Origin of the sequence: Paraburkholderia sp. SECH2 (assembly GCF_030464795.1) — a bacterium.
GTDB lineage: Bacteria > Pseudomonadota > Gammaproteobacteria > Burkholderiales > Burkholderiaceae > Paraburkholderia > Paraburkholderia aspalathi.
The window spans coordinates 26,206-43,100 of sequence record NZ_JALPRH010000007.1; the positions used below are offsets into that span (position 1 = coordinate 26,206).

At 63.0% G+C, this 16,895-nt stretch carries 17 protein-coding genes; 10 read left to right on the forward strand and 7 right to left on the reverse strand.

The window, feature by feature from the left end:
- Positions 1–52 precede the first annotated feature (52 nt).
- The gene (locus M0D66_RS14440) at positions 53–1,354 is read right to left on the reverse strand and encodes an MFS transporter (RefSeq protein WP_211706557.1); all 1,302 of its coding nucleotides are present in this window, start codon (positions 1,352–1,354) and stop codon (positions 53–55) included.
- A gap of 408 nt (positions 1,355–1,762) precedes the next feature.
- Here M0D66_RS14440 and M0D66_RS14445 point away from each other — a divergent pair, with 408 nt between their 5' ends.
- Positions 1,763–2,482, forward strand: coding sequence for a response regulator transcription factor (locus M0D66_RS14445; RefSeq protein WP_093645309.1), 720 nt, complete (start codon positions 1,763–1,765; stop codon positions 2,480–2,482).
- A 79-nt stretch (positions 2,483–2,561) separates the two neighbouring features.
- On the opposite strand, the gene M0D66_RS14450 is transcribed toward M0D66_RS14445, so the two are convergent.
- Positions 2,562–3,467 (reverse strand): dihydrodipicolinate synthase family protein, encoded by a 906-nt coding sequence (locus M0D66_RS14450; protein WP_054039054.1) that lies wholly within the window; start codon positions 3,465–3,467, stop codon positions 2,562–2,564.
- Positions 3,468–3,814: 347 nt separating this feature from the next.
- On the opposite strand from M0D66_RS14450, the gene M0D66_RS14455 reads away from it, so the two are divergent.
- From M0D66_RS14455 to M0D66_RS14480, 6 genes are all read left to right on the forward strand, one after another.
- Positions 3,815–4,771 (forward strand): 4-hydroxyproline epimerase, encoded by a 957-nt coding sequence (locus M0D66_RS14455; RefSeq protein WP_211706556.1) that lies wholly within the window; start codon positions 3,815–3,817, stop codon positions 4,769–4,771.
- Positions 4,768–5,895 (forward strand): FAD-binding oxidoreductase, encoded by a 1,128-nt coding sequence (locus tag M0D66_RS14460; protein ID WP_211706562.1) that lies wholly within the window; start codon positions 4,768–4,770, stop codon positions 5,893–5,895. Before M0D66_RS14455 ends, M0D66_RS14460 begins: the two co-directional genes overlap by 4 nt.
- Positions 5,888–6,202: a 2Fe-2S iron-sulfur cluster-binding protein gene (locus tag M0D66_RS14465; protein ID WP_211706555.1), complete on the forward strand. Its 315-nt coding sequence runs from the start codon at positions 5,888–5,890 to the stop codon at positions 6,200–6,202. The genes M0D66_RS14460 and M0D66_RS14465 overlap by 8 nt, the downstream gene beginning before the upstream one ends.
- On the forward strand, positions 6,199–7,479 hold the full coding sequence (locus tag M0D66_RS14470) for an FAD-dependent oxidoreductase (protein WP_093645315.1): 1,281 nt from the start codon (positions 6,199–6,201) through the stop codon (positions 7,477–7,479). The genes M0D66_RS14465 and M0D66_RS14470 overlap by 4 nt, the downstream gene beginning before the upstream one ends.
- A gap of 141 nt (positions 7,480–7,620) precedes the next feature.
- Positions 7,621–8,388 carry an AraC family transcriptional regulator gene (locus M0D66_RS14475; protein ID WP_093645317.1) on the forward strand — a complete coding sequence of 256 codons (768 nt, stop codon included), beginning with the start codon at positions 7,621–7,623 and terminating at the stop codon, positions 8,386–8,388.
- Positions 8,389–8,400: 12 nt separating this feature from the next.
- Positions 8,401–8,730, forward strand: coding sequence for a hypothetical protein (locus tag M0D66_RS14480; protein WP_093645319.1), 330 nt, complete (start codon positions 8,401–8,403; stop codon positions 8,728–8,730).
- A gap of 19 nt (positions 8,731–8,749) precedes the next feature.
- Here the strand turns inward: M0D66_RS14480 and M0D66_RS14485 are convergent, their stop codons facing one another.
- The 3 genes from M0D66_RS14485 to M0D66_RS14495 form a co-directional block, all read right to left on the reverse strand.
- A complete protein-coding gene (locus M0D66_RS14485) occupies positions 8,750–9,010 on the reverse strand; it encodes a hypothetical protein (RefSeq protein ID WP_266210941.1) in 261 nt (86 codons plus the stop codon).
- A 156-nt stretch (positions 9,011–9,166) separates the two neighbouring features.
- Positions 9,167–9,499, reverse strand: coding sequence for a hypothetical protein (locus M0D66_RS14490; RefSeq protein ID WP_093645324.1), 333 nt, complete (start codon positions 9,497–9,499; stop codon positions 9,167–9,169).
- A gap of 214 nt (positions 9,500–9,713) precedes the next feature.
- Entirely contained in the window at positions 9,714–11,597 is a 1,884-nt protein-coding gene (locus tag M0D66_RS14495; protein WP_211706554.1) for a bifunctional sugar phosphate isomerase/epimerase/4-hydroxyphenylpyruvate dioxygenase family protein, read from the reverse strand.
- 320 nt (positions 11,598–11,917) lie between these two features.
- On the opposite strand from M0D66_RS14495, the gene aroQ reads away from it, so the two are divergent.
- Genes aroQ through M0D66_RS14510 form a run of 3 tightly spaced genes read left to right on the forward strand, consistent with a single transcriptional unit; the run spans position 11,918 to position 14,692 of the window.
- Positions 11,918–12,373 (forward strand): type II 3-dehydroquinate dehydratase, encoded by a 456-nt coding sequence (gene aroQ / locus M0D66_RS14500; protein ID WP_093645328.1) that lies wholly within the window; start codon positions 11,918–11,920, stop codon positions 12,371–12,373.
- On the forward strand, positions 12,370–13,275 hold the full coding sequence (locus tag M0D66_RS14505; RefSeq protein WP_200651443.1) for a shikimate dehydrogenase: 906 nt from the start codon (positions 12,370–12,372) through the stop codon (positions 13,273–13,275). The genes aroQ and M0D66_RS14505 overlap by 4 nt, the downstream gene beginning before the upstream one ends.
- A 46-nt stretch (positions 13,276–13,321) precedes the next feature.
- The gene (locus M0D66_RS14510; protein ID WP_093645333.1) at positions 13,322–14,692 is read left to right on the forward strand and encodes an MFS transporter; all 1,371 of its coding nucleotides are present in this window, start codon (positions 13,322–13,324) and stop codon (positions 14,690–14,692) included.
- Positions 14,693–14,782: 90 nt separating this feature from the next.
- On the opposite strand, the gene M0D66_RS14515 is transcribed toward M0D66_RS14510, so the two are convergent.
- On the reverse strand, positions 14,783–15,463 hold the full coding sequence (locus tag M0D66_RS14515; RefSeq protein WP_093645335.1) for a TetR family transcriptional regulator: 681 nt from the start codon (positions 15,461–15,463) through the stop codon (positions 14,783–14,785).
- Between the two features lie 118 nt (positions 15,464–15,581).
- Positions 15,582–16,883: an FAD-binding oxidoreductase gene (locus M0D66_RS14520; protein WP_211706553.1), complete on the reverse strand. Its 1,302-nt coding sequence runs from the start codon at positions 16,881–16,883 to the stop codon at positions 15,582–15,584.
- Positions 16,884–16,895: the final 12 nt, after the last annotated feature.

The window sequence follows — 16,895 nt, forward strand, 5'->3', positions numbered from 1 at the left end:
GCCGATGGAAACAACGGCGCACCAGGCGGTGCGCCGTTACAAAACAGCTCGATTAGCGCGTTTGCGGAGCGTCTTTGATGAACAGCGTGGTCAATGCCCCGACAATGCAGATCGCGCCGACATACAGCGGCGCGGCCATCGGGTTCGACTTCATCATCAGCGAAACGGCGATCGGTGTGAGGCCGCCGAACACTGCGTAGGCAACGTTATACGAGAACGAGATGCCTGAGAATCGCACGACCGGCGGGAACGCCTTCACCAGCACGAACGGAATCGCGCCGATCACACCGACGAACAGGCCGGCCACCGCGTACAGCGGCACCAGTGCCGACGTATCGACGGCAAGTTGCTGGAACATCACGTAGTACGTCACGGCCAGCGCGAGGCCGCCGATGAAAATCGTGCGCCCCGCACCGATGCGGCCGGCGATTGAGCCCGCCATCACGCAGCCGATCGTCAGACACAGCGTCGCCACGCAGTTCGCCAGCAACGCCGTGGCCGGCGCGATATGAAACTGCTTCTGCAGCAGCGTCGGCGTCATCAGAATCACTACGACGATTGCAGCCGACAGCATCCACGTGAGCAGCATCGACACGATCACGGCGCGGCCGTGGTCGCGCAGCACAGCCTTGAGCGGCACTTCCGCGGCGATTGCCTTGCGTTGCTTGAGCTCGGCGAACACCGGCGTCTCATGCAGCCAGCGGCGCAGGTAAACCGAGAACATGCCGAACACGCCACCCACCAGGAACGGGATGCGCCATGCGTAAGAGGAGATTTCCGCCGGCGCGAAGTTGCGGTTTACCGCCGAGGCGATCAGCGAGCCGAGCAGGATGCCTGCCGTGAGGCCGGCTGTCAGCGTGCCGCACGCATAGCCGATGTGCCGCTGCGGCACGTGCTCGGAAACGAACACCCATGCGCCCGGCACTTCGCCGCCGACCGCAGCGCCCTGCATCACGCGGAACAGCAGCAGCAAGACCGGCGCCATCACGCCGATGCTGGCGTAGGTAGGAAGCAGACCCATCATCAGCGTCGGCACCGACATCAGCAGCACGCTCAGCGTGAACATGCGCTTGCGGCCGAACAGGTCGCCGAAGTGCGCCATGATGATGCCGCCCAGCGGCCGGGCCAGATAACCGGCCGCGAAGATACCGAAGGTCTGCACCTGACGCAGCCAGTCCGGCATCGCGGCGGGGAAGAACAGCTGGCCGATCGCCGGCGCAAAGAATACGAAGATGATGAAGTCGTAAAACTCCAGCGCCCCGCCGAGCGCGGCGAGGCCGAGCGTCTTGTAATCGCTTCGCCCAAGAGGGCGTGGGGTGACAGCCTGCGCTCCACCCAGATTTGTCGCTTGCATTGCTTGTGTCTTGTCTTGAATTGGAAACCACACGTGGCGCGTGGAAATACGGCGGTCGTCGGGCGAGAAGTGTGGCAAGCGCTGGGTAGAGCACGGGACACCGGCGCGCCGGCCCGGATAGGGCAAGCGCGATGACGACTGGGGCCAGGGCGGCGATTTTACAGGATGAAAGCGGATCGCTTCGGGAAGTGCTTAATTAGATTGGGAAAAGTTCCCGAAAACGGGGTTTTCGAAGGCAGCCAGGACGGCAAGGCCTGTGTGTCGTGCGAGCCGCAGCGGTCGCGTGTAGGAATGCAGCACACAGGTGTCGGAAGGGGGCAATTGACGCGCAAATTAGGAATGCTCCTATGGGATGGTTTGGGCGTCCCTCCGAGAATCGCGTCCGAGCTATCAGTTAAGAGTCATCCCATGCGCATTGCCATCCTTCAGCGTGACCCCGTCACGCGTCAGTCGATCGAAAAGATTCTCATGAGTGCCGGCCATACCTGTATGGTCTACGACGACGGTCTGAGTATGTCGAAAGCGCTCGCCCGTTCCACCGTGGATCTGCTGGTGCTGGACTGGCAAGGCACCCGTCTCTCCGGTGCGGAAGTTCTGAGGTCGGTGCGCGCCGTTGGTGGCGACCGCCTGCCGGTGCTGTTCGCTTCGGCCGAGACGTCGGAGGACAGCGTGGTGCGCGCCTTTGTCAGCGGGGCAGACGACTATGTCGGGCTGCCGTTGCGTCCGGGCGAGTTCCGCGAGCGCGTTGCGGCCTTACTGCGCCGCGCCTATCCGGACCGTTTCAGCGCCGCGAGCTTCGATGTCGGCCCCTATCACTTCGATACGCATCGCCAGCTCGTTATGCTGCGCGGTCAGCCGGTGCCTCTATCGGGTACGCAATACCGGTTGGCGTCGCTGTTCTTTTCCAATATTGGCCGCGTGATGTCGCGCGACCATATCTTCGCGATGGTGTGGGGCCGTGAGTTCCGCGAGTTCACCCGCACGATCGACAGCCATGTGTCGCGCTTGCGTTTGCTGCTTGAGATCGAGCCGCAAAACGACTTCCGGCTGCAACCCGTTTACAAGAGCGGCTATCGGCTGCTGCATTTGCGGCAAGGTGAGGTGGCCGCGGAAAAGCAGGCGGCCTGACAAGCGGGTATCTCACCGGCCGCGCTGCTCTGCGGCCGGGAGCGGCTACCCATCAACTTGCTGCAACTCAAACCGCAACTTAAACCTGCGGCAGCGTCGGACGGTTTTCAATCGACTGGCGGATCAACGCTTCAACGGCTTTGCGCTCATCTCCGGCCAGCGGCAGACGCGGCGGCCGCACCGGCTCCGTACCGAGCCCGACGATCGTCTCGGCCAGCTTGATGTTCTGCACCAGCTTCGACGAAACATCGAGTGCGAGCAGGGGCGCGAACCAGCGATAGATCGCGCGCGCTTCTTCAAGACGGCCCGCCTTCAGCAACTTGTAAATCACGACCGTCTCGCGCGGAAACGCGCACACGAGACCGGCCACCCAGCCATGCGCGCCCATCAATATCGCTTCCATCGCGAGATTGTCGACCCCGCACAGAATCGCGAAGCGGTCGCCGACCACGTTGATCAGATCGGTCACGCGCCGCACGTCGCCGCATGATTCCTTGATCGCGACGATCTTCTTTTCGTCGGCGATTTCCGCGAACATCTCGGGCGTCATGTCGACGCCATAGGCCAGCGGATTGTTATAGATCATTAGCGGCAGCGCGCTCGCATCGGCGACGCTGCGAAAGTGGTGCAGCGTTTCGCGCCGGTCGGACAGATAGCGCAGCCCAGGCAGCACCATGAATCCGGCCGCGCCATGCCGGCTGCCGGCTTCGGCCTGGCGGCATGCGTCGAGCGTGCTGTTCTCGGCGATCGTCAGCAAAACGGGCACACGGCCGCGCGACGCTTCAACGGCGATGTCGAGCACTTGCAGCTTCTCGTCCAGCGAGAGCGTCGATGCTTCGCCGAGCGATCCGCACACGATGATGCCGTCCACACCCGCGTCGATCTGCGCCTCGATATTCTTGCCGGTCCATTCGCGGTCTATGCTGAAATCCGCGTGAAACTTGGTGGTAACTGCGGGCAATACGCCTTCCCAGATATGCGCCACGACTGCTCTCCTGAGTGTGTTGAGTCGAAGCGCAGTGTAAGCAGGGAAAATGCTGCCGTCTTGCGTGATTCGCGCGTGACGGATGACGATTTCAGCATAGCGGCTGTGCCTGTATGCCTAGCAAGGCCAAGCGGACCGGCTATTTCAGCACAGGACGCAAAATACGTCGAAAGCATGTGGACTGGGCCTCACATGCATTCTGGACCTCGCTCGATAGAGGTTGTGCAGACGCGGCACCAGCCTGATTTCAATAGTCGACGCATGCGCGGATGGACAGATTATATATGCTGAAATCGTCACAATCTACGATTATGCACACCAAGACTTCGGCGCCCGGCATTCCTACCATGTGCATCATGAAAACCCTAGATATCATCGACTCGCACACCGGCGGTGAACCGACCCGCCTGGTGGTGTCGGGTGGCCCGGAGCTTGGCGGCGGCACGCTGGCGCAGCGTCTCGACGTGTTTCGCACGCATTTCGACGACTGGCGCGCAGGCATCGTCACCGAACCGCGCGGCTCGGACGTGGTGGTCGGCGCGCTGCTGTGCGAGCCGGACGATGCCGCGTGCGCGGCCGGCGTGATCTTTTTCAACAACGTGGGCTATCTCGGCATGTGCGGGCACGGCACGATCGGTCTCGTCGTCTCGCTCGCGCACATGGGGCGGATCGGGCCGGGGCTTCATCGGATCGAGACACCGGTCGGCGTCGTCGAAGCGACGCTCAACGAGGACGGCAGCGTGGCCGTGCGCAACGTGCCGGCGTATCGCTATAGGCAAGGCGTGCAGGTGGACGTGCCGGGCTACGGCATGTTGACTGGCGACATCGGCTGGGGCGGCAACTGGTTCTTTCTCGTCGCTGATCACGGGCACTCGCTGGAGGCGGCGCGTATCGCCGAGCTGACCAAGTTCAGTACGGCAATCCGCGATGCGCTGATCGCGCAGCGCATCACCGGCGCGGACGGCGCCTTGATCGACCACATCGAACTCTTCGGACCGGGCTCGCGAGACGGCATCGACAGCCGCAGCTTCGTCCTCTGTCCCGGCAACGCGTATGACCGTTCGCCGTGCGGTACCGGCACGAGCGCGAAAATCGCCTGCCTCGCCGCCGACGGCAAGCTGCCCGAAGGCGCGGTGTGGCGGCAGGAGAGCATCATCGGCAGCGTATTCGAGGCGAGCTATCGCCGCGCCGGCGATGGCGTCTCGGTGATTCCGACCATCACCGGCCACGCGCACATCATGGCCGAAGGGCGTTTGTGTTTCGACGAGCGCGACCCGTTCGCATGGGGCATCCGCACGGCATGACAGCGGACGCGTTGATCGTCGGGGCCGGCATTGTCGGCGCGGCTTGCGCGGCGGAGCTGGCCGCGCTCGGCATGCGCGTTAAGGTACTCGACGCGCAGGGCATCGGCGGCGGCGCGACGGCAGCGGGCATGGGCCATATCGTCGTGATGAATGACTCGCCCGCGGAATTCGCGTTGAGCCGCTATTCGCGCGACTTGTGGCTGGCGCTCGCGCCGCAGCTGCGCACGCGCGACGCGTTCGCGCGCTGCGGTACTTTGTGGGTCGCCGCCGACGATGAGGAATGGCAAGCCGCCCGCGCCATGCATGCCGCCTTCGAAGCGCAGGGCGTCACCGCTCAACTGCTCGACGCGGCCGCGTTGCGGGCGTGTGAGCCGGCGCTGGCGGCATCGATGGCGGGCGGCCTGCGGATCGAACACGACAGCATCGTGTATGCGCCGACGGTTTCCGAGTGGCTGCTGACGCAATCGTCAGGAGTCGAGAAGATCCGTGTGCGGCTCGGTACGCGGGTTACCGCAATCAGCGCGCGTGGCGTGACGCTGGCCGACGGCGAGCGCGTCAGCGCGGAGCACGTGATCGTGGCCAATGGTCTGGGTGCTCAGCAACTGCTGCCGTCTCTGCCGTTGCAACCGAAGAAAGGTCATCTGCTGATCACCGACCGTTATCCCGGACTCGTTCGCCATCAACTGCTCGAACTGGGCTACATCAAGAGCGCGCATCACGCAGCCGGTACCTCGGTGGCGTTCAATGCGCAGCCGCGGCCTACAGGGCAGTTGTTGATCGGCTCGTCGCGCCAGTTCGATACAACCGATCCTGCCGTCGACATGCCGGTGCTCGCGCAGATGCTGCAGCGCGCAGCACGTTATCTGCCGGTCCTGCCGACGCTCAATGGCATTCGCGCGTGGACCGGGTTTCGTGCGGCGTCGCCGGATGGTCTGCCGTTGATCGGGCCGGCCGGTGATTTTGCACCCGGTGTGTGGCTTGCGGTCGGACACGAGGGTCTTGGCGTGACGACTTCGCTGGCAACCGCAAAGTTGCTCGCCGCGCAGATCACTGGGAACACTGCACCAATTCCCGTCGAGCCTTACTTGCCGGTCCGTTTTGCGCAACAGGTGGCCCATGGCTGACGCCGATGCAACATACCTTCACTTGACGATCGACGGTAGAAGCGTCGAGGTCGAAGCCGGCACGATCGTGGCCGCGGCGCTTGCCATGGCGGGCGCGGGCCGTACGCGGACGTCGGTCAGCGGCGAGCCGCGTGCAGCGCTGTGCGGGATGGGTATCTGCCAGGAGTGCCGCGTCACGATCGACGGTCGGGCGCATGTATTGGCATGCCAGACGCTTTGCCGCGATGGGCAGGTGGTTTGCACTGCCGCGGCTGTGGCCAACGCAGTCAACGCGACCAACGCTCCTACCACCACGGACAACCGATGAAGCAGCATTTCGACATCGTCGTGGTAGGCGCCGGTCCGGCCGGATTGAACGCAGCGCAGGCAGCGGCGCGCGAGGGCGCCACAGTCGCAGTGCTCGACGACAATCCGCGCGCCGGCGGTCAAATCTGGCGGCAAGGTCCCGGCCATCCGCCGCAAGTGCCGCTACAAGGCCTGCTCGCCGTTTTGAAGACGCAAACCAACGTCACCCTTTTGCCATCCACTCGCGTAATCGCGCCTTTGAGTCCGCGAGGTTTGCTGCTCGAGTCGGCTGAGCACGGTGGCGTGTCGATCAGCTACGATCGATTGATTCTCGCGACCGGCGCGCGCGAGCGGCTATTGCCATTCGCTGGCTGGACGTTGCCCGGCGTGACCGGTGCGGGCGCGCTGCAGGCACTCATCAAAGGCGGCATGCCGGTACGCGGCGAACGGATCGTGATTGCAGGCAGCGGTCCCTTGCTGATCGCGGCGCTTGCCACCGCGCGTGCGGCGGGGGGGCGCGTGCTGGCGGTCGTGGAGCAGGCCTCGGCATTTGAGGTCGCCCGCTTCGGAGCCTCATTGCTGGGCGAGCCGGCGAAGTTACGGCAAGCCTTTACCATGACGCGCGGCTTCGCGGGCGTGCGTTACTGGACCGGCAGCATTGTCCGGAAAGCTCATGGCGATGGCCGCGTCGAGCGCGTGACGATCCGGCGCGGCGAGCATGAGTCGACGCTCGACTGCGACCGCATCGCCTGCGGCTATGGACTCGTGCCGAATATCACGCTTGCGCAAGCGCTCGGCTGTGCGATCACCGAAGCGGGCGAGATCGTCGTCGACGACGAACAGCGGACTTCGGTCGACGGCGTGCTGGCAGCAGGCGAATGCACGGGCGTCGGCGGCGCGGAACTGGCGGGTGTGGAAGGCGAGATTGCCGGGCTGGCCGCGAGCGGCGTCTCGGCAAACCGCACCGCATTGCAAGCGCAACGAGCCCGATGGCGGCGTTTCGCAAGGCGCGTCGAAACGGCCTTTGCCTTGCAGACCGCCGCGCGCACGCCACCCGACGACGCCACGCTGCTCTGCCGTTGCGAAGACGTCAGCTTCGGCGAGGTACGCGCCTATCCGGATTGGCGCGAGGCCAAGCTGCATACCCGCTGCGGGATGGGTGCATGCCAGGGCCGAATCTGTGGCGCCGCGGCTTCGCTGTATTTAGGCTGGCAAGCTGCAGCGCCGCGCCCGCCGTTCAGTCCGGCGCAAATCGGCACGTTGATGGCAATCAGCGAGGAGCCGTTGCCCGCTGAGTGAAACAGCCGTCCATTCGTCCGCTGGATATTTTCAATAGCGCGTGGCCCTATAATCGACCGCAAGCGCCACCCCGTGCAGTCGCGCGGATGAACGCACCAACGGCACTCAACGCACAACCGCACCGACCACGGAACCCGCACGATGAACACGCTGGCTCATCCGCTCGAACCGGACGACGCAACGCTGTCCGGCATGCTGTCGCATTTCACGCTACTTGAGCCCGTGTTCGATGCGATGCCGGACGTCGTGTTCTTCGTCAAGGACGCGCATGCCCGCTATGCGCTGGTCAATCGCACGTTGGCTTCGCGCTGTGGCTTCAAGGAAAAGTCCGCGCTGCTCGGCAAGACCGCCGAGGACGTCTTCCCGCACCGTTTCGGTCGCATCTACACCGCCCAGGACAAAGCAATCATCAACGTTGGCAGCCAGATGATCGATCAGCTGGAGCTGCACCTGTATCCCGGCCGTCAGCCGGGATGGTGCCTGACCTGCAAGCAGCCGTTGCGCGATCCGGCGGGGAAGGTGGTCGGCCTTGCCGGCATCTCCCGCGACCTGAAAGCGGACGAAAGCAGTCATCCTGCTTACAGCCGGCTGGCTGAAGTGGTGCAGTCCATTCAGGAAAATTACGTGCAGCCGCTGAATCTGAAACAGCTTGCTGCAATGGCGGATATGTCGGTGGCGCAACTGGAGCGTTACTTTCACAAAGTGTTTCATTTGACGCCGCGCCAGGTGTTGCTGAAAACGCGGCTCGACGCCGCCACCGCCTTGCTGGTTTCACACGACAAGGTCACCGATGTGGCCGCACTCTGCGGCTACACCGACCACAGCGCCTTTACGCGTCAATTCAAGGCGACCGTCGGCGTCACGCCGACCGAGTACCGGATGCTGCTGCACGGAACCTCGCGAAGCTGAGCCGCCGCGCACATGGTTCGTCGCAAGCATCATTACTACGTCTATGTCGTCGCACTGGACGACACCGTCTGGAACGAGGCGCGCTTTCGCCGCGCGAATCCGGATTACCGGTTCGACAAGCCGTGCGTGTATGTGGGAATGACGGGATTGGACCCGGATCTGAGATTCGACCGGCACAAGGCCGGCATTCAGGCAAATCGCTATGTGCGCGATTACGGCCTGCGCCTCATGCCCGAATTGTATGAAGTTTACAATCCGATGCCTTACCGCGGCGCACAGGATATGGAAGTGGAATTGGCGATTGGACTACGCGAGGCGGGGTACGGCGTCTGGCAGGCGTAACTAAAATCTACAACGCGCCTTATTTCACACCGAGTCCGCGCAACACTGCATTGCCTTCGGGCGTCAGACGGATATGCGAGGCGCCGGCGTCGCCGGAGACCGTTTCGATCAGGCCGGCTTCGTGAAGCTGCGGAATCTCGGGTTTCGCGGATGCGTCGATCGGCGCGTGCAGCAACACCAGCAGCGTTGCCAGTTCGTGATGGCTCAGCAAGCGACGCAGAATCGTGGGCTTTTTCGCCGGTGCGGGCGAGTCGTTCGTGTTGTGATCGGGCTGGTTCATGAAGCGCACCTTGTGCGGATTAGTGTCGGATGGATCATGCGGATGAAGTCTTAAACGATTCTTAAGACACCATTGTGATGTAACACCGTGACACTATGATTGCGCCGGAACAAGTTACCGACCGTTACACCTGGCCGATTATTGCGTCTGCTTACCTTACGGCGCGCAAGTTTTGCTCGCCGATTCTATCCACAGATTGTTCACGTGGCGTTTGCCCGCGTAGAAGCGATAAGTCGTCGCGCCGTTGTCGCTACGGACCTTGACGATATTCGAATCGCCGAAATCGAGCATCTGACCCTGCGGAATCGCGGTCGATTTGAACGCGGCGTTGTGGCTGGTCGCCACTTGCGTCAGGCAGGCGACTACGTCGCTGACCGAGCGTTGCGTGGTGGTGTCCGTGACGGGCTCGCCGGCATCCGGATTCTTCTGGAAGTACGCGCAAGCGCTGAGAAGCAGGGGAACTGACAGGACTACGGCAAACTTCTTCATATCTCTCCTGGCGTTTCATTCGGCTGACGGTACGCGCCACACCCGTATGGGGCAGGGTGCGCGCGGCACTGGCCGCGGATCAAACGCCATTATATCGGTGCGGCGCGCCCGCTTGAGCCGATGGAGCATGCGCCGTGCCCGATCTGCGTGAATTCGCGGGTGGAGGGCCGCGAACCGCAAACCACCGTCCACCAGCATTGCCGGCCGCAAACCCCTACTTGCGTCGCTGAGCCTGCGCTGCGAGCCGTACGGCTGCATTGGCCGCGCCATAACCGTCGTAGCCGCCGCGCCGTTCGACAATCTCCAGGAAAAAGCGCTGATCGAGTTGTTCGGTGTAAGCGTGGAAGAACTCGCCACCGCGTTCGTCGCGGTCATACAGGATGTTGTGCGCGCGCAGCGCCTCGAGCGTCTCGTCCGGCAGCGCGTAGCGGGCGGCGAGGTCGTCGTAGTAATTGCGCGGAATGCGTAGCACTGGCAGACCGTCGGCGACGAATTCGGGAACTGCGCTGAAAATGTCGCCGGTGCTGAACGCGACGTGATTCAGGCCCGAGCCGTGGTAGGTATGCAAGGCTTCGGCCACCGCCGTGTGATGGTCCACGGAGGCGTTCAGTACGATTCGCACCGAACCGTCGTGACTGCGCAGCGCGCGGCTGCGCACCAGCCCGTACGGGTCGGGCACCAGCACGCCGGGCTCGGCCTGGAAGCCGAGCGCGGTCCGCAGAAACAGAACCCATGTATCCAGCGAAGGCGCCGGCACCGACAGGCAGACATGGTCGATGCGCGCGAGCGGTCCCACTTCGGTCGGACCATTAATGTCGGTGAGCACGAAATCAGCTTCGAACAGGGTGGGCTGGTCCGGTGTCTCGTCGACGAAATAGTTCAGGCTGCCGTCGGGCGCCTGCACGGCCGGCAGCACGCGTTCGTTCGGGCCGATCTGGCCCGAGAACGGGGCGTAGCCGAACCCGGCGGCGCGCTCGAACGCCTGATTGGCGTCGTCCACGCGGAAGGCCGACGCGCACAGCGACAAACCATGCTGCTGGAAGAAAGCATTGGCGAATGAATCCGGTTCGGCATTCAGCACGATCGACGCTGCGCCATGCTGAAACAGCGTCACATCTTTCGAACGATGCTGGCCGGCCTGACGGAAGCGCAGCTTGCCGAGCCAGTCGACGAGATGCGCGCGGGTCGTGTGGTCGACCGCGAACTCGAGAAACTGATAGCCGACGTGCGCGGGCGCAGCGGGCGATCGATAGAGTTCGCCGACCGGCTGCCGGGTGGATTCAAGGAGCGCCCGGGTCTGTTCCTCGAGGAACAGCAATGAGCGATGGCCGTCCGCCGCGGTGATGGCGGTCGGTGCGGCGCGAAAACCGTCGTTGAAAATTTCGAGCGAAAGCGGGCCCGTGTAGCCGGTTTTCACGACCTGGGCGGTGAAGCCTGCCAGATCGAAATCGCCTTGGCCCGGGAAGCAGCGGTAGTGGCGGCTCCATTCCAGCACGTCCATGGCGAGCTTCGGCGCATCGGCAATCTGCACGAAGGCGATGCGATCGCCCGGGATATCAGCGATCCCGTCCACCGTATCGTTCAGCGACAGCGTATGAAAACTGTCGAGCACAAGCCCCAGATTCGGATGATTGACCGCATTGACGAGTTTCCACGCGTGGCGGTAGGTCTTGACGTGCTTGCCCCACGCAAGCGCCTCATAGCCGGCGATCACGCCGGCCGCTGCGGCCGCGCGGGCCAGCGCGCCGAGCTGGTCGGTCATCAGCGAGTCGTCGCCGATGGTGTCGGGGGAAACGTTGCTGCACACCAGAATCCGGTCCGTACCCAGTTCGTGCATCACGTCGAACTTGCGTTTCGCCCGATCCAGATTGCGTTCGAGGCGTTCCGGGCTTACGCCGTCGAAATCGCGGAACGGCTGAAACAGCATGATCTTCAGCCCGAGATCCTCGGCGATGCGCCGCACGTCGGCGGGTGAGCCGTCGAAATACAGCAGGTCGTTCTCGAAGATTTCGACGCCTTCGAAGCCCGCCGCCTGGATTGCGGTCAGCTTTTCGACGAGGGTCCCGCTGATCGACACGGTGGCAATCGAACGTTGCATGAACGGCTCCGGCAAAAACAATGAAACGACTGGTGGGGCGGCGCGAAGCGGCCGCTGTGCGGCGTCCGCGTGTCTTGCGGTCCGCTATGCTGCAATGCGCAAAATGGTCTAGCTAGTTACCGTCAACCAGCAGGCCGCAGGCCAGAACTACCCATATTAGCGGAATTTCCCGACAGTCTATACAAACTAACTAGATGGTACAAATTCGTATAAACCCCGAATGACGATTGCGGGCAATGCGCGCACACTGCGCTTACGTTGTAGAGCCACGGCGCATGCTGTGGCCCGCTTTATGCCTTACTTTTGCAGGAGTGGTCGTCATGAGTTTTGCTTCAGTGCTGGTCCTCAACGGACCGAATCTCAACCTGCTCGGCACGCGTGAGCCGGCCATCTACGGTTCGGAAACGCTCGACGACGTCGCGCGGCTCTGCCGCGACGCGGGCGAGCGGCTGGATCTGTCGGTCGATTTCTGCCAATCGAATGCGGAACATCAACTCATCGACTGGCTGCATGCGGCGCGCAGCAAGGTTGACGGCATCGTGATCAATCCGGCGGCTTACACGCATACCTCGGTGGCGATTGCCGACGCGCTTTCTGCGATCGAAAAGCCCGTCATCGAAGTGCATATTTCGAACGTGCATCGCCGCGAAGCGTTCCGGCATCACTCGTACGTATCGGCGGTGGCCGAGGCGATCATCGTCGGTTGCGGCACGCAGGGGTATGTGCTCGCTCTGGAGCGGATGGCGGTCATCCTTAAGAATAGGGCGGCCAAATGAACGCACAAGCGAATACCCAGACAAACGCTCAGGCGAGCCCACAATCGTTTCTCGTCGGTCTGATCGGTTCGGGCATCGGCGGATCGCTTAGCCCCGCGATGCATGAGGAAGAGGGCAGCAAACTCGGCCTGCACTATGTATATCGGCGCGTCGATCTGGAGGCGCTGAAGCTGGACATCACGGCGCTCTCCGATTTGCTCGTTTCAGCCGAGCGCATGGGCTACAACGGGCTGAACATCACGTACCCCTGCAAACAGGCCGTGATTCCGCTGCTCGACGAACTCTCCGACGACGCGCGCGCACTCGGCGCGGTCAACACGGTTCTGTTCAAGAACGGCAAACGTATCGGTCACAACACCGATTGGTCCGGTTTTGCGCGTGCGTTTCAACGCGGCTTGCCGGATGTATCGCTGGAACGCGTCGTGCAACTGGGCGCGGGCGGCGCGGGCGCAGCGGTCGCGCATGCCGCGCTGACCATGGGTGCGCAGACGCTCACGCTATTCGACGTGGACGCCGAGCGTGCCGCATCGCTCGCCGCGGAATTGCAGAAGCGTTTCCCCGCCTCCACCGTCACTGCCGGTAGCTCGCTCGCAGAATCGCTCGCCGCCGCTAACGGCCTGATTCACGCAACGCCCACCGGCATGGCGAAATTGCCTGGCTTGCCGCTGCCGGTTGAATTGCTGCACCGCGATTTATGGGTGGCGGACATCGTCTATTTCCCGATCCGCACCGCGCTGCTGCAGGCCGCCGAAGAACTCGGCTGCCGCACGCTGAGCGGCGGCGGGATGGCGGTGTATCAGGCGGTCGACGCGATGCGTATCTTCACGGGCCTCGAACCCGACGCCGAGCGCGTGTACACGCATTTCCAGTCCTTGTTGCAACGCCAGGCCAGTAACACATAAGCCATACATATCCGGTACGTAACCCGACCGAGGAGACAGAGACGCCATGCCACAACCCATTCATTCCACGCCCGCCGAGGCAACTCGCCAAACGGCTGCCACGGTAAGCACCGCGCGCCGCTCGAAAGCCCGCTATCAGATTCTTTCGCTGCTGGCGGTCGGCACAATGATCAACTATCTGGACCGCACGGTGCTCGGTATCGCGGCGCCGCAGCTGACCAAGGAGCTCGGCATCAACGCCGCGCTCATGGGCTTGCTGTTCTCCGTATTCTCGTGGAGCTATGTGGCTTCGCAGATTCCGGGCGGTCTGTTTCTTGACCGCTTCGGCAGCAAGCTCACGTATTTCCTCTCGATGACGTTCTGGTCGCTGTGCACGCTTGCGCAAGGGCTCGTGCATGGCATCGGCGCTTTGTTCGTCTTCCGTCTCGGCCTCGGCGTTTCGGAAGCGCCGTGTTTTCCGACCAATAGCCGCGTGGTGGCCACATGGTTCCCACAGAGCGAACGCGCGATGGCGACCGGCACCTACACGGTCGGCGAATATATCGGCCTCGCGTTTTTCAGCCCGTTTCTGTTCATGTTGATGGGCACGTTCGGCTGGCGTTCGCTGTTTTACGTGGTGGGCGGCGTGGGTCTCGTGTTCGGTGTGATCTGGTGGATGTTCTATCGCGAACCGCACGATCATCCGTCCGTCAATCAGGCGGAGCTTGACTATATCGAAGCAGGCGGCGGTCTGACGCACAGCAAGAAGGACGCCGATGTTTCCGGCGCACCGGCTGCATCGGCGAAGAGCGGCTTCGAATGGCGCACCATCGGACGCCTGCTCAAGCATCGTCAATTGGCCGGCATCTGCCTTGGCCAGTTCGCCGGTAACTCGACGCTCGTGTTCTTCCTCACCTGGTTCCCGACGTATCTCGCCACCGAGCGCCATATGGCATGGCTGAAGATCGGCTTCTTCGCGATCATGCCGTTCATTGCCGCGTCGATCGGCGTGATGTTCGGCGGCATCTTCTCGGATTGGCTGCTGCGCCGCGGCAAGTCGCCGAACGTGGCGCGCAAGCTGCCGATCATCGCCGGTTTGCTGCTCGCCTCGACGATCATTCTCGCCAACTATGTCGAGAGCAACGTGGCAGTGATCGCGATTCTGTCGGTGGCGTTTTTCGCGCAGGGGATGGCGGCGCTGGGCTGGACGCTGGTGTCGGATATTGCGCCGGATGGACTGCTTGGCGTGACGGGCGGCATCTTCAACTTTGCCGCCAATCTGGCGGGCATCGTTACGCCGCTGGTGGTGGGTTTCATCGTCGCGGCAACCGGTTCGTTTGTCGGCGCGCTGGTGTTCATCGGCGCGATCGCTTTGATTGGCGCGCTGTCGTACATCTTTATCGTCGGCGATATCAAGCGGATCGTGCTGGTGGACTGAACAGCACATATCGTTCGAACGGCTTTCATTGAGTAAAAAAAAGCGGGACCTGGCTAACACCAGGTCCCGCTTTTTTGTTTCAGGTTTGCCTTAGTCTTCCTTGCGCACGAAACGCAGCACGGCGTCGACGATCATCGCGCGATGGCGCGCGCGCAGGCGCGGGTGCGACGGATCGCGGCCGAACGCTGTACCGAAGGTATGGCGATTGCCGACACGGTGAAAGCACAGCGAGCTGATCATCAGATGCAGGTCGATCGCATCGACGTCGCTGCGGAACAGTCCCGCTGCGATGCCGCGCGAGAGCAGATCTTCGATCGTATGAATGACGGTGACGTTGCGGCCTTTGAAGCTCTTCACCTGCTCGACGTACTTCGCGCCGTGAATGTTCTCGATCGTAATGAGGCGTACGAAGTCGCGCTGGCGATCGTGATAGTCAAATGTAAACTCGACCAGCGCGCGCATGCCCTCGATTGGATCGAGTTCACTGACGTGCAGATCCTGTTCGAGCGCGCGAATGTCGCCATACACTTTTTCCAGCACGGCCTGATACAACCCTTCCTTGCTGCCGAAGTAGTAGTACAGCATGCGCTTGGTGGTGTTCGTGCGCTCCGCAATCGCGTCGACGCGTGCGCCGGTCAACCCCATCGCGGAGAACTCCTGCGTCGCGACGTCGAGGATATTGCGCTTCGTCTGTTCGGGATCGTACTTGCGTCGGGTGTCGGACGCGATGCCGTTGGTATCAGGCTCGGCGGCCTTGCTTCCCTTTTTCATTGTGTATTCGAGCGGCGATGACGGCGCATTCTAGCACGCTGAAACCAGCCTCCGGAGCGGGTCTCGGGCATAAGCGGCGGCGTATTGAGCCAGCTGTCGGGTCGCTTACTGAGTAGCGTCACAGCGCCGGCCGGGCCGAAGGGCGCCGGGCGGCGAGCGCGTCGCGCGTCTGCATGGCGGTGTAGGTGAGTTGCGCGGCCGCGAGACCGAGCGCGCCGTAAGTGCGCGTCAGGCCGAAAGCCGCGAATGCCTCGGGCACCGGCCGTTCGCCGGAGATGGCCGCCGCCAGCAATTCGCCCGAGACGGTGGTGGGCGCCATGCCGTGGCCGCCGAAGCCGACCGCGTACCAGATGCCGTCCGTATTGCGGCCGATTTGCGGCATCTTGTGCCGCGCGTAGCTCATCAGACCGCCCCAGGCGTGCTCGATCCGCACGTCGTGCAACTGCGGATAGACCTTCAACAGATCACGCCGCAGGAGCCGCGCGATGTCGTCGGGAGCGCGGTCGCGTACCGAGATGCGGCCACCCCACAGGATGCGTGTGTCGGGCAACGGACGGTAATAGTCGAAGGCGAAGCGGGTGTCGTAGACGGCGGCGCGGGTCTCCATCGCGTCTTTCAGGCGGGCGCCGAGCGGCTCCGTGGCCATTACGTAAGTAGCGATTGGCAGCACCGCGCGGTCGACCTGCGCATAGACGTTGCGCGCATAGCCGCCACCGGCCATCACCACGTGGCGTGCTTCGAGCGCGCCCTGCGGCGTGTGCACCACGAAGCCGGCGCCGTCGCGCTGTAGGCGCACAACGGGCGACTTCTCGTGAATCTGCACGCCCGCGTTGGCCGCTGCGTCCGCGATACCGAGTACATATTTGAGCGGATGAAAGTGGAACGCGTTGCGCTCGAACAGGCCGCCGTGATAACGGTCGGTCTTCAATTGTGAAGCGAGCTCCGCGGGCGCCACGGGTTCCCACTCAACGCCGAACGAATCCCGCATCAAACGCCGCTGCGTGTCGAGCCTTGCAGGTTCGTCGAACCAGTTGGCGAGGATCACACCGGCATCGGTTACATCGCAATCGATGCGGTAGCACTGGATACGTTGCCTCATCAGATCGACGGCGTCGGTTGTCAGCGCATAGAGTTCGCGGGCGCGGGCCGGCCCGAGGGTTTTGAGCAGATCCGCGCAATCGAGGCTGTATCCGCCGAACACGAAACCGCCGTTGCGGCCGGAGGCGCCGAAGCCTACCTGTTCGGCTTCGAGCACGGCGACGTCGGTGACACCCCGCTCGGCGAGTCCCAATGCCGTGGATAAGCCCGCGAGGCCGCCGCCCATGATGCAGACGTTGACGCTGCGCCGGCCGGTTAGCGGCGCGTAAGCGGACGAGTGCCCGGCAGCGCGGGTGACAGTGGCTTCGTAAAAGCTTTGCATAGGGCTAAGGGT

Bases quoted from the DNA above. Each gene is read 5' to 3' on its own strand.
- M0D66_RS14440 (WP_211706557.1), bottom strand. From the start codon at position 1,354: ATGCAAGCGACAAATCTGGGTGGAGCGCAGGCTGTCACCCCACGCCCT.
- M0D66_RS14445 (WP_093645309.1), top strand. From the start codon at position 1,763: ATGCGCATTGCCATCCTTCAGCGTGACCCCGTCACGCGTCAGTCGATC.
- M0D66_RS14455 (WP_211706556.1), top strand. From the start codon at position 3,815: ATGTGCATCATGAAAACCCTAGATATCATCGACTCGCACACCGGCGGT.
- M0D66_RS14460 (WP_211706562.1), top strand. From the start codon at position 4,768: ATGACAGCGGACGCGTTGATCGTCGGGGCCGGCATTGTCGGCGCGGCT.
- M0D66_RS14465 (WP_211706555.1), top strand. From the start codon at position 5,888: ATGGCTGACGCCGATGCAACATACCTTCACTTGACGATCGACGGTAGA.
- M0D66_RS14470 (WP_093645315.1), top strand. From the start codon at position 6,199: ATGAAGCAGCATTTCGACATCGTCGTGGTAGGCGCCGGTCCGGCCGGA.
- M0D66_RS14475 (WP_093645317.1), top strand. From the start codon at position 7,621: ATGAACACGCTGGCTCATCCGCTCGAACCGGACGACGCAACGCTGTCC.
- M0D66_RS14480 (WP_093645319.1), top strand. From the start codon at position 8,401: ATGGTTCGTCGCAAGCATCATTACTACGTCTATGTCGTCGCACTGGAC.
- M0D66_RS14485 (WP_266210941.1), bottom strand. From the start codon at position 9,010: ATGAACCAGCCCGATCACAACACGAACGACTCGCCCGCACCGGCGAAA.
- M0D66_RS14490 (WP_093645324.1), bottom strand. From the start codon at position 9,499: ATGAAGAAGTTTGCCGTAGTCCTGTCAGTTCCCCTGCTTCTCAGCGCT.
- M0D66_RS14495 (WP_211706554.1), bottom strand. From the start codon at position 11,597: ATGCAACGTTCGATTGCCACCGTGTCGATCAGCGGGACCCTCGTCGAA.
- aroQ (WP_093645328.1), top strand. From the start codon at position 11,918: ATGAGTTTTGCTTCAGTGCTGGTCCTCAACGGACCGAATCTCAACCTG.
- M0D66_RS14505 (WP_200651443.1), top strand. From the start codon at position 12,370: ATGAACGCACAAGCGAATACCCAGACAAACGCTCAGGCGAGCCCACAA.
- M0D66_RS14510 (WP_093645333.1), top strand. From the start codon at position 13,322: ATGCCACAACCCATTCATTCCACGCCCGCCGAGGCAACTCGCCAAACG.
- M0D66_RS14515 (WP_093645335.1), bottom strand. From the start codon at position 15,463: ATGAAAAAGGGAAGCAAGGCCGCCGAGCCTGATACCAACGGCATCGCG.
- M0D66_RS14520 (WP_211706553.1), bottom strand. From the start codon at position 16,883: ATGCAAAGCTTTTACGAAGCCACTGTCACCCGCGCTGCCGGGCACTCG.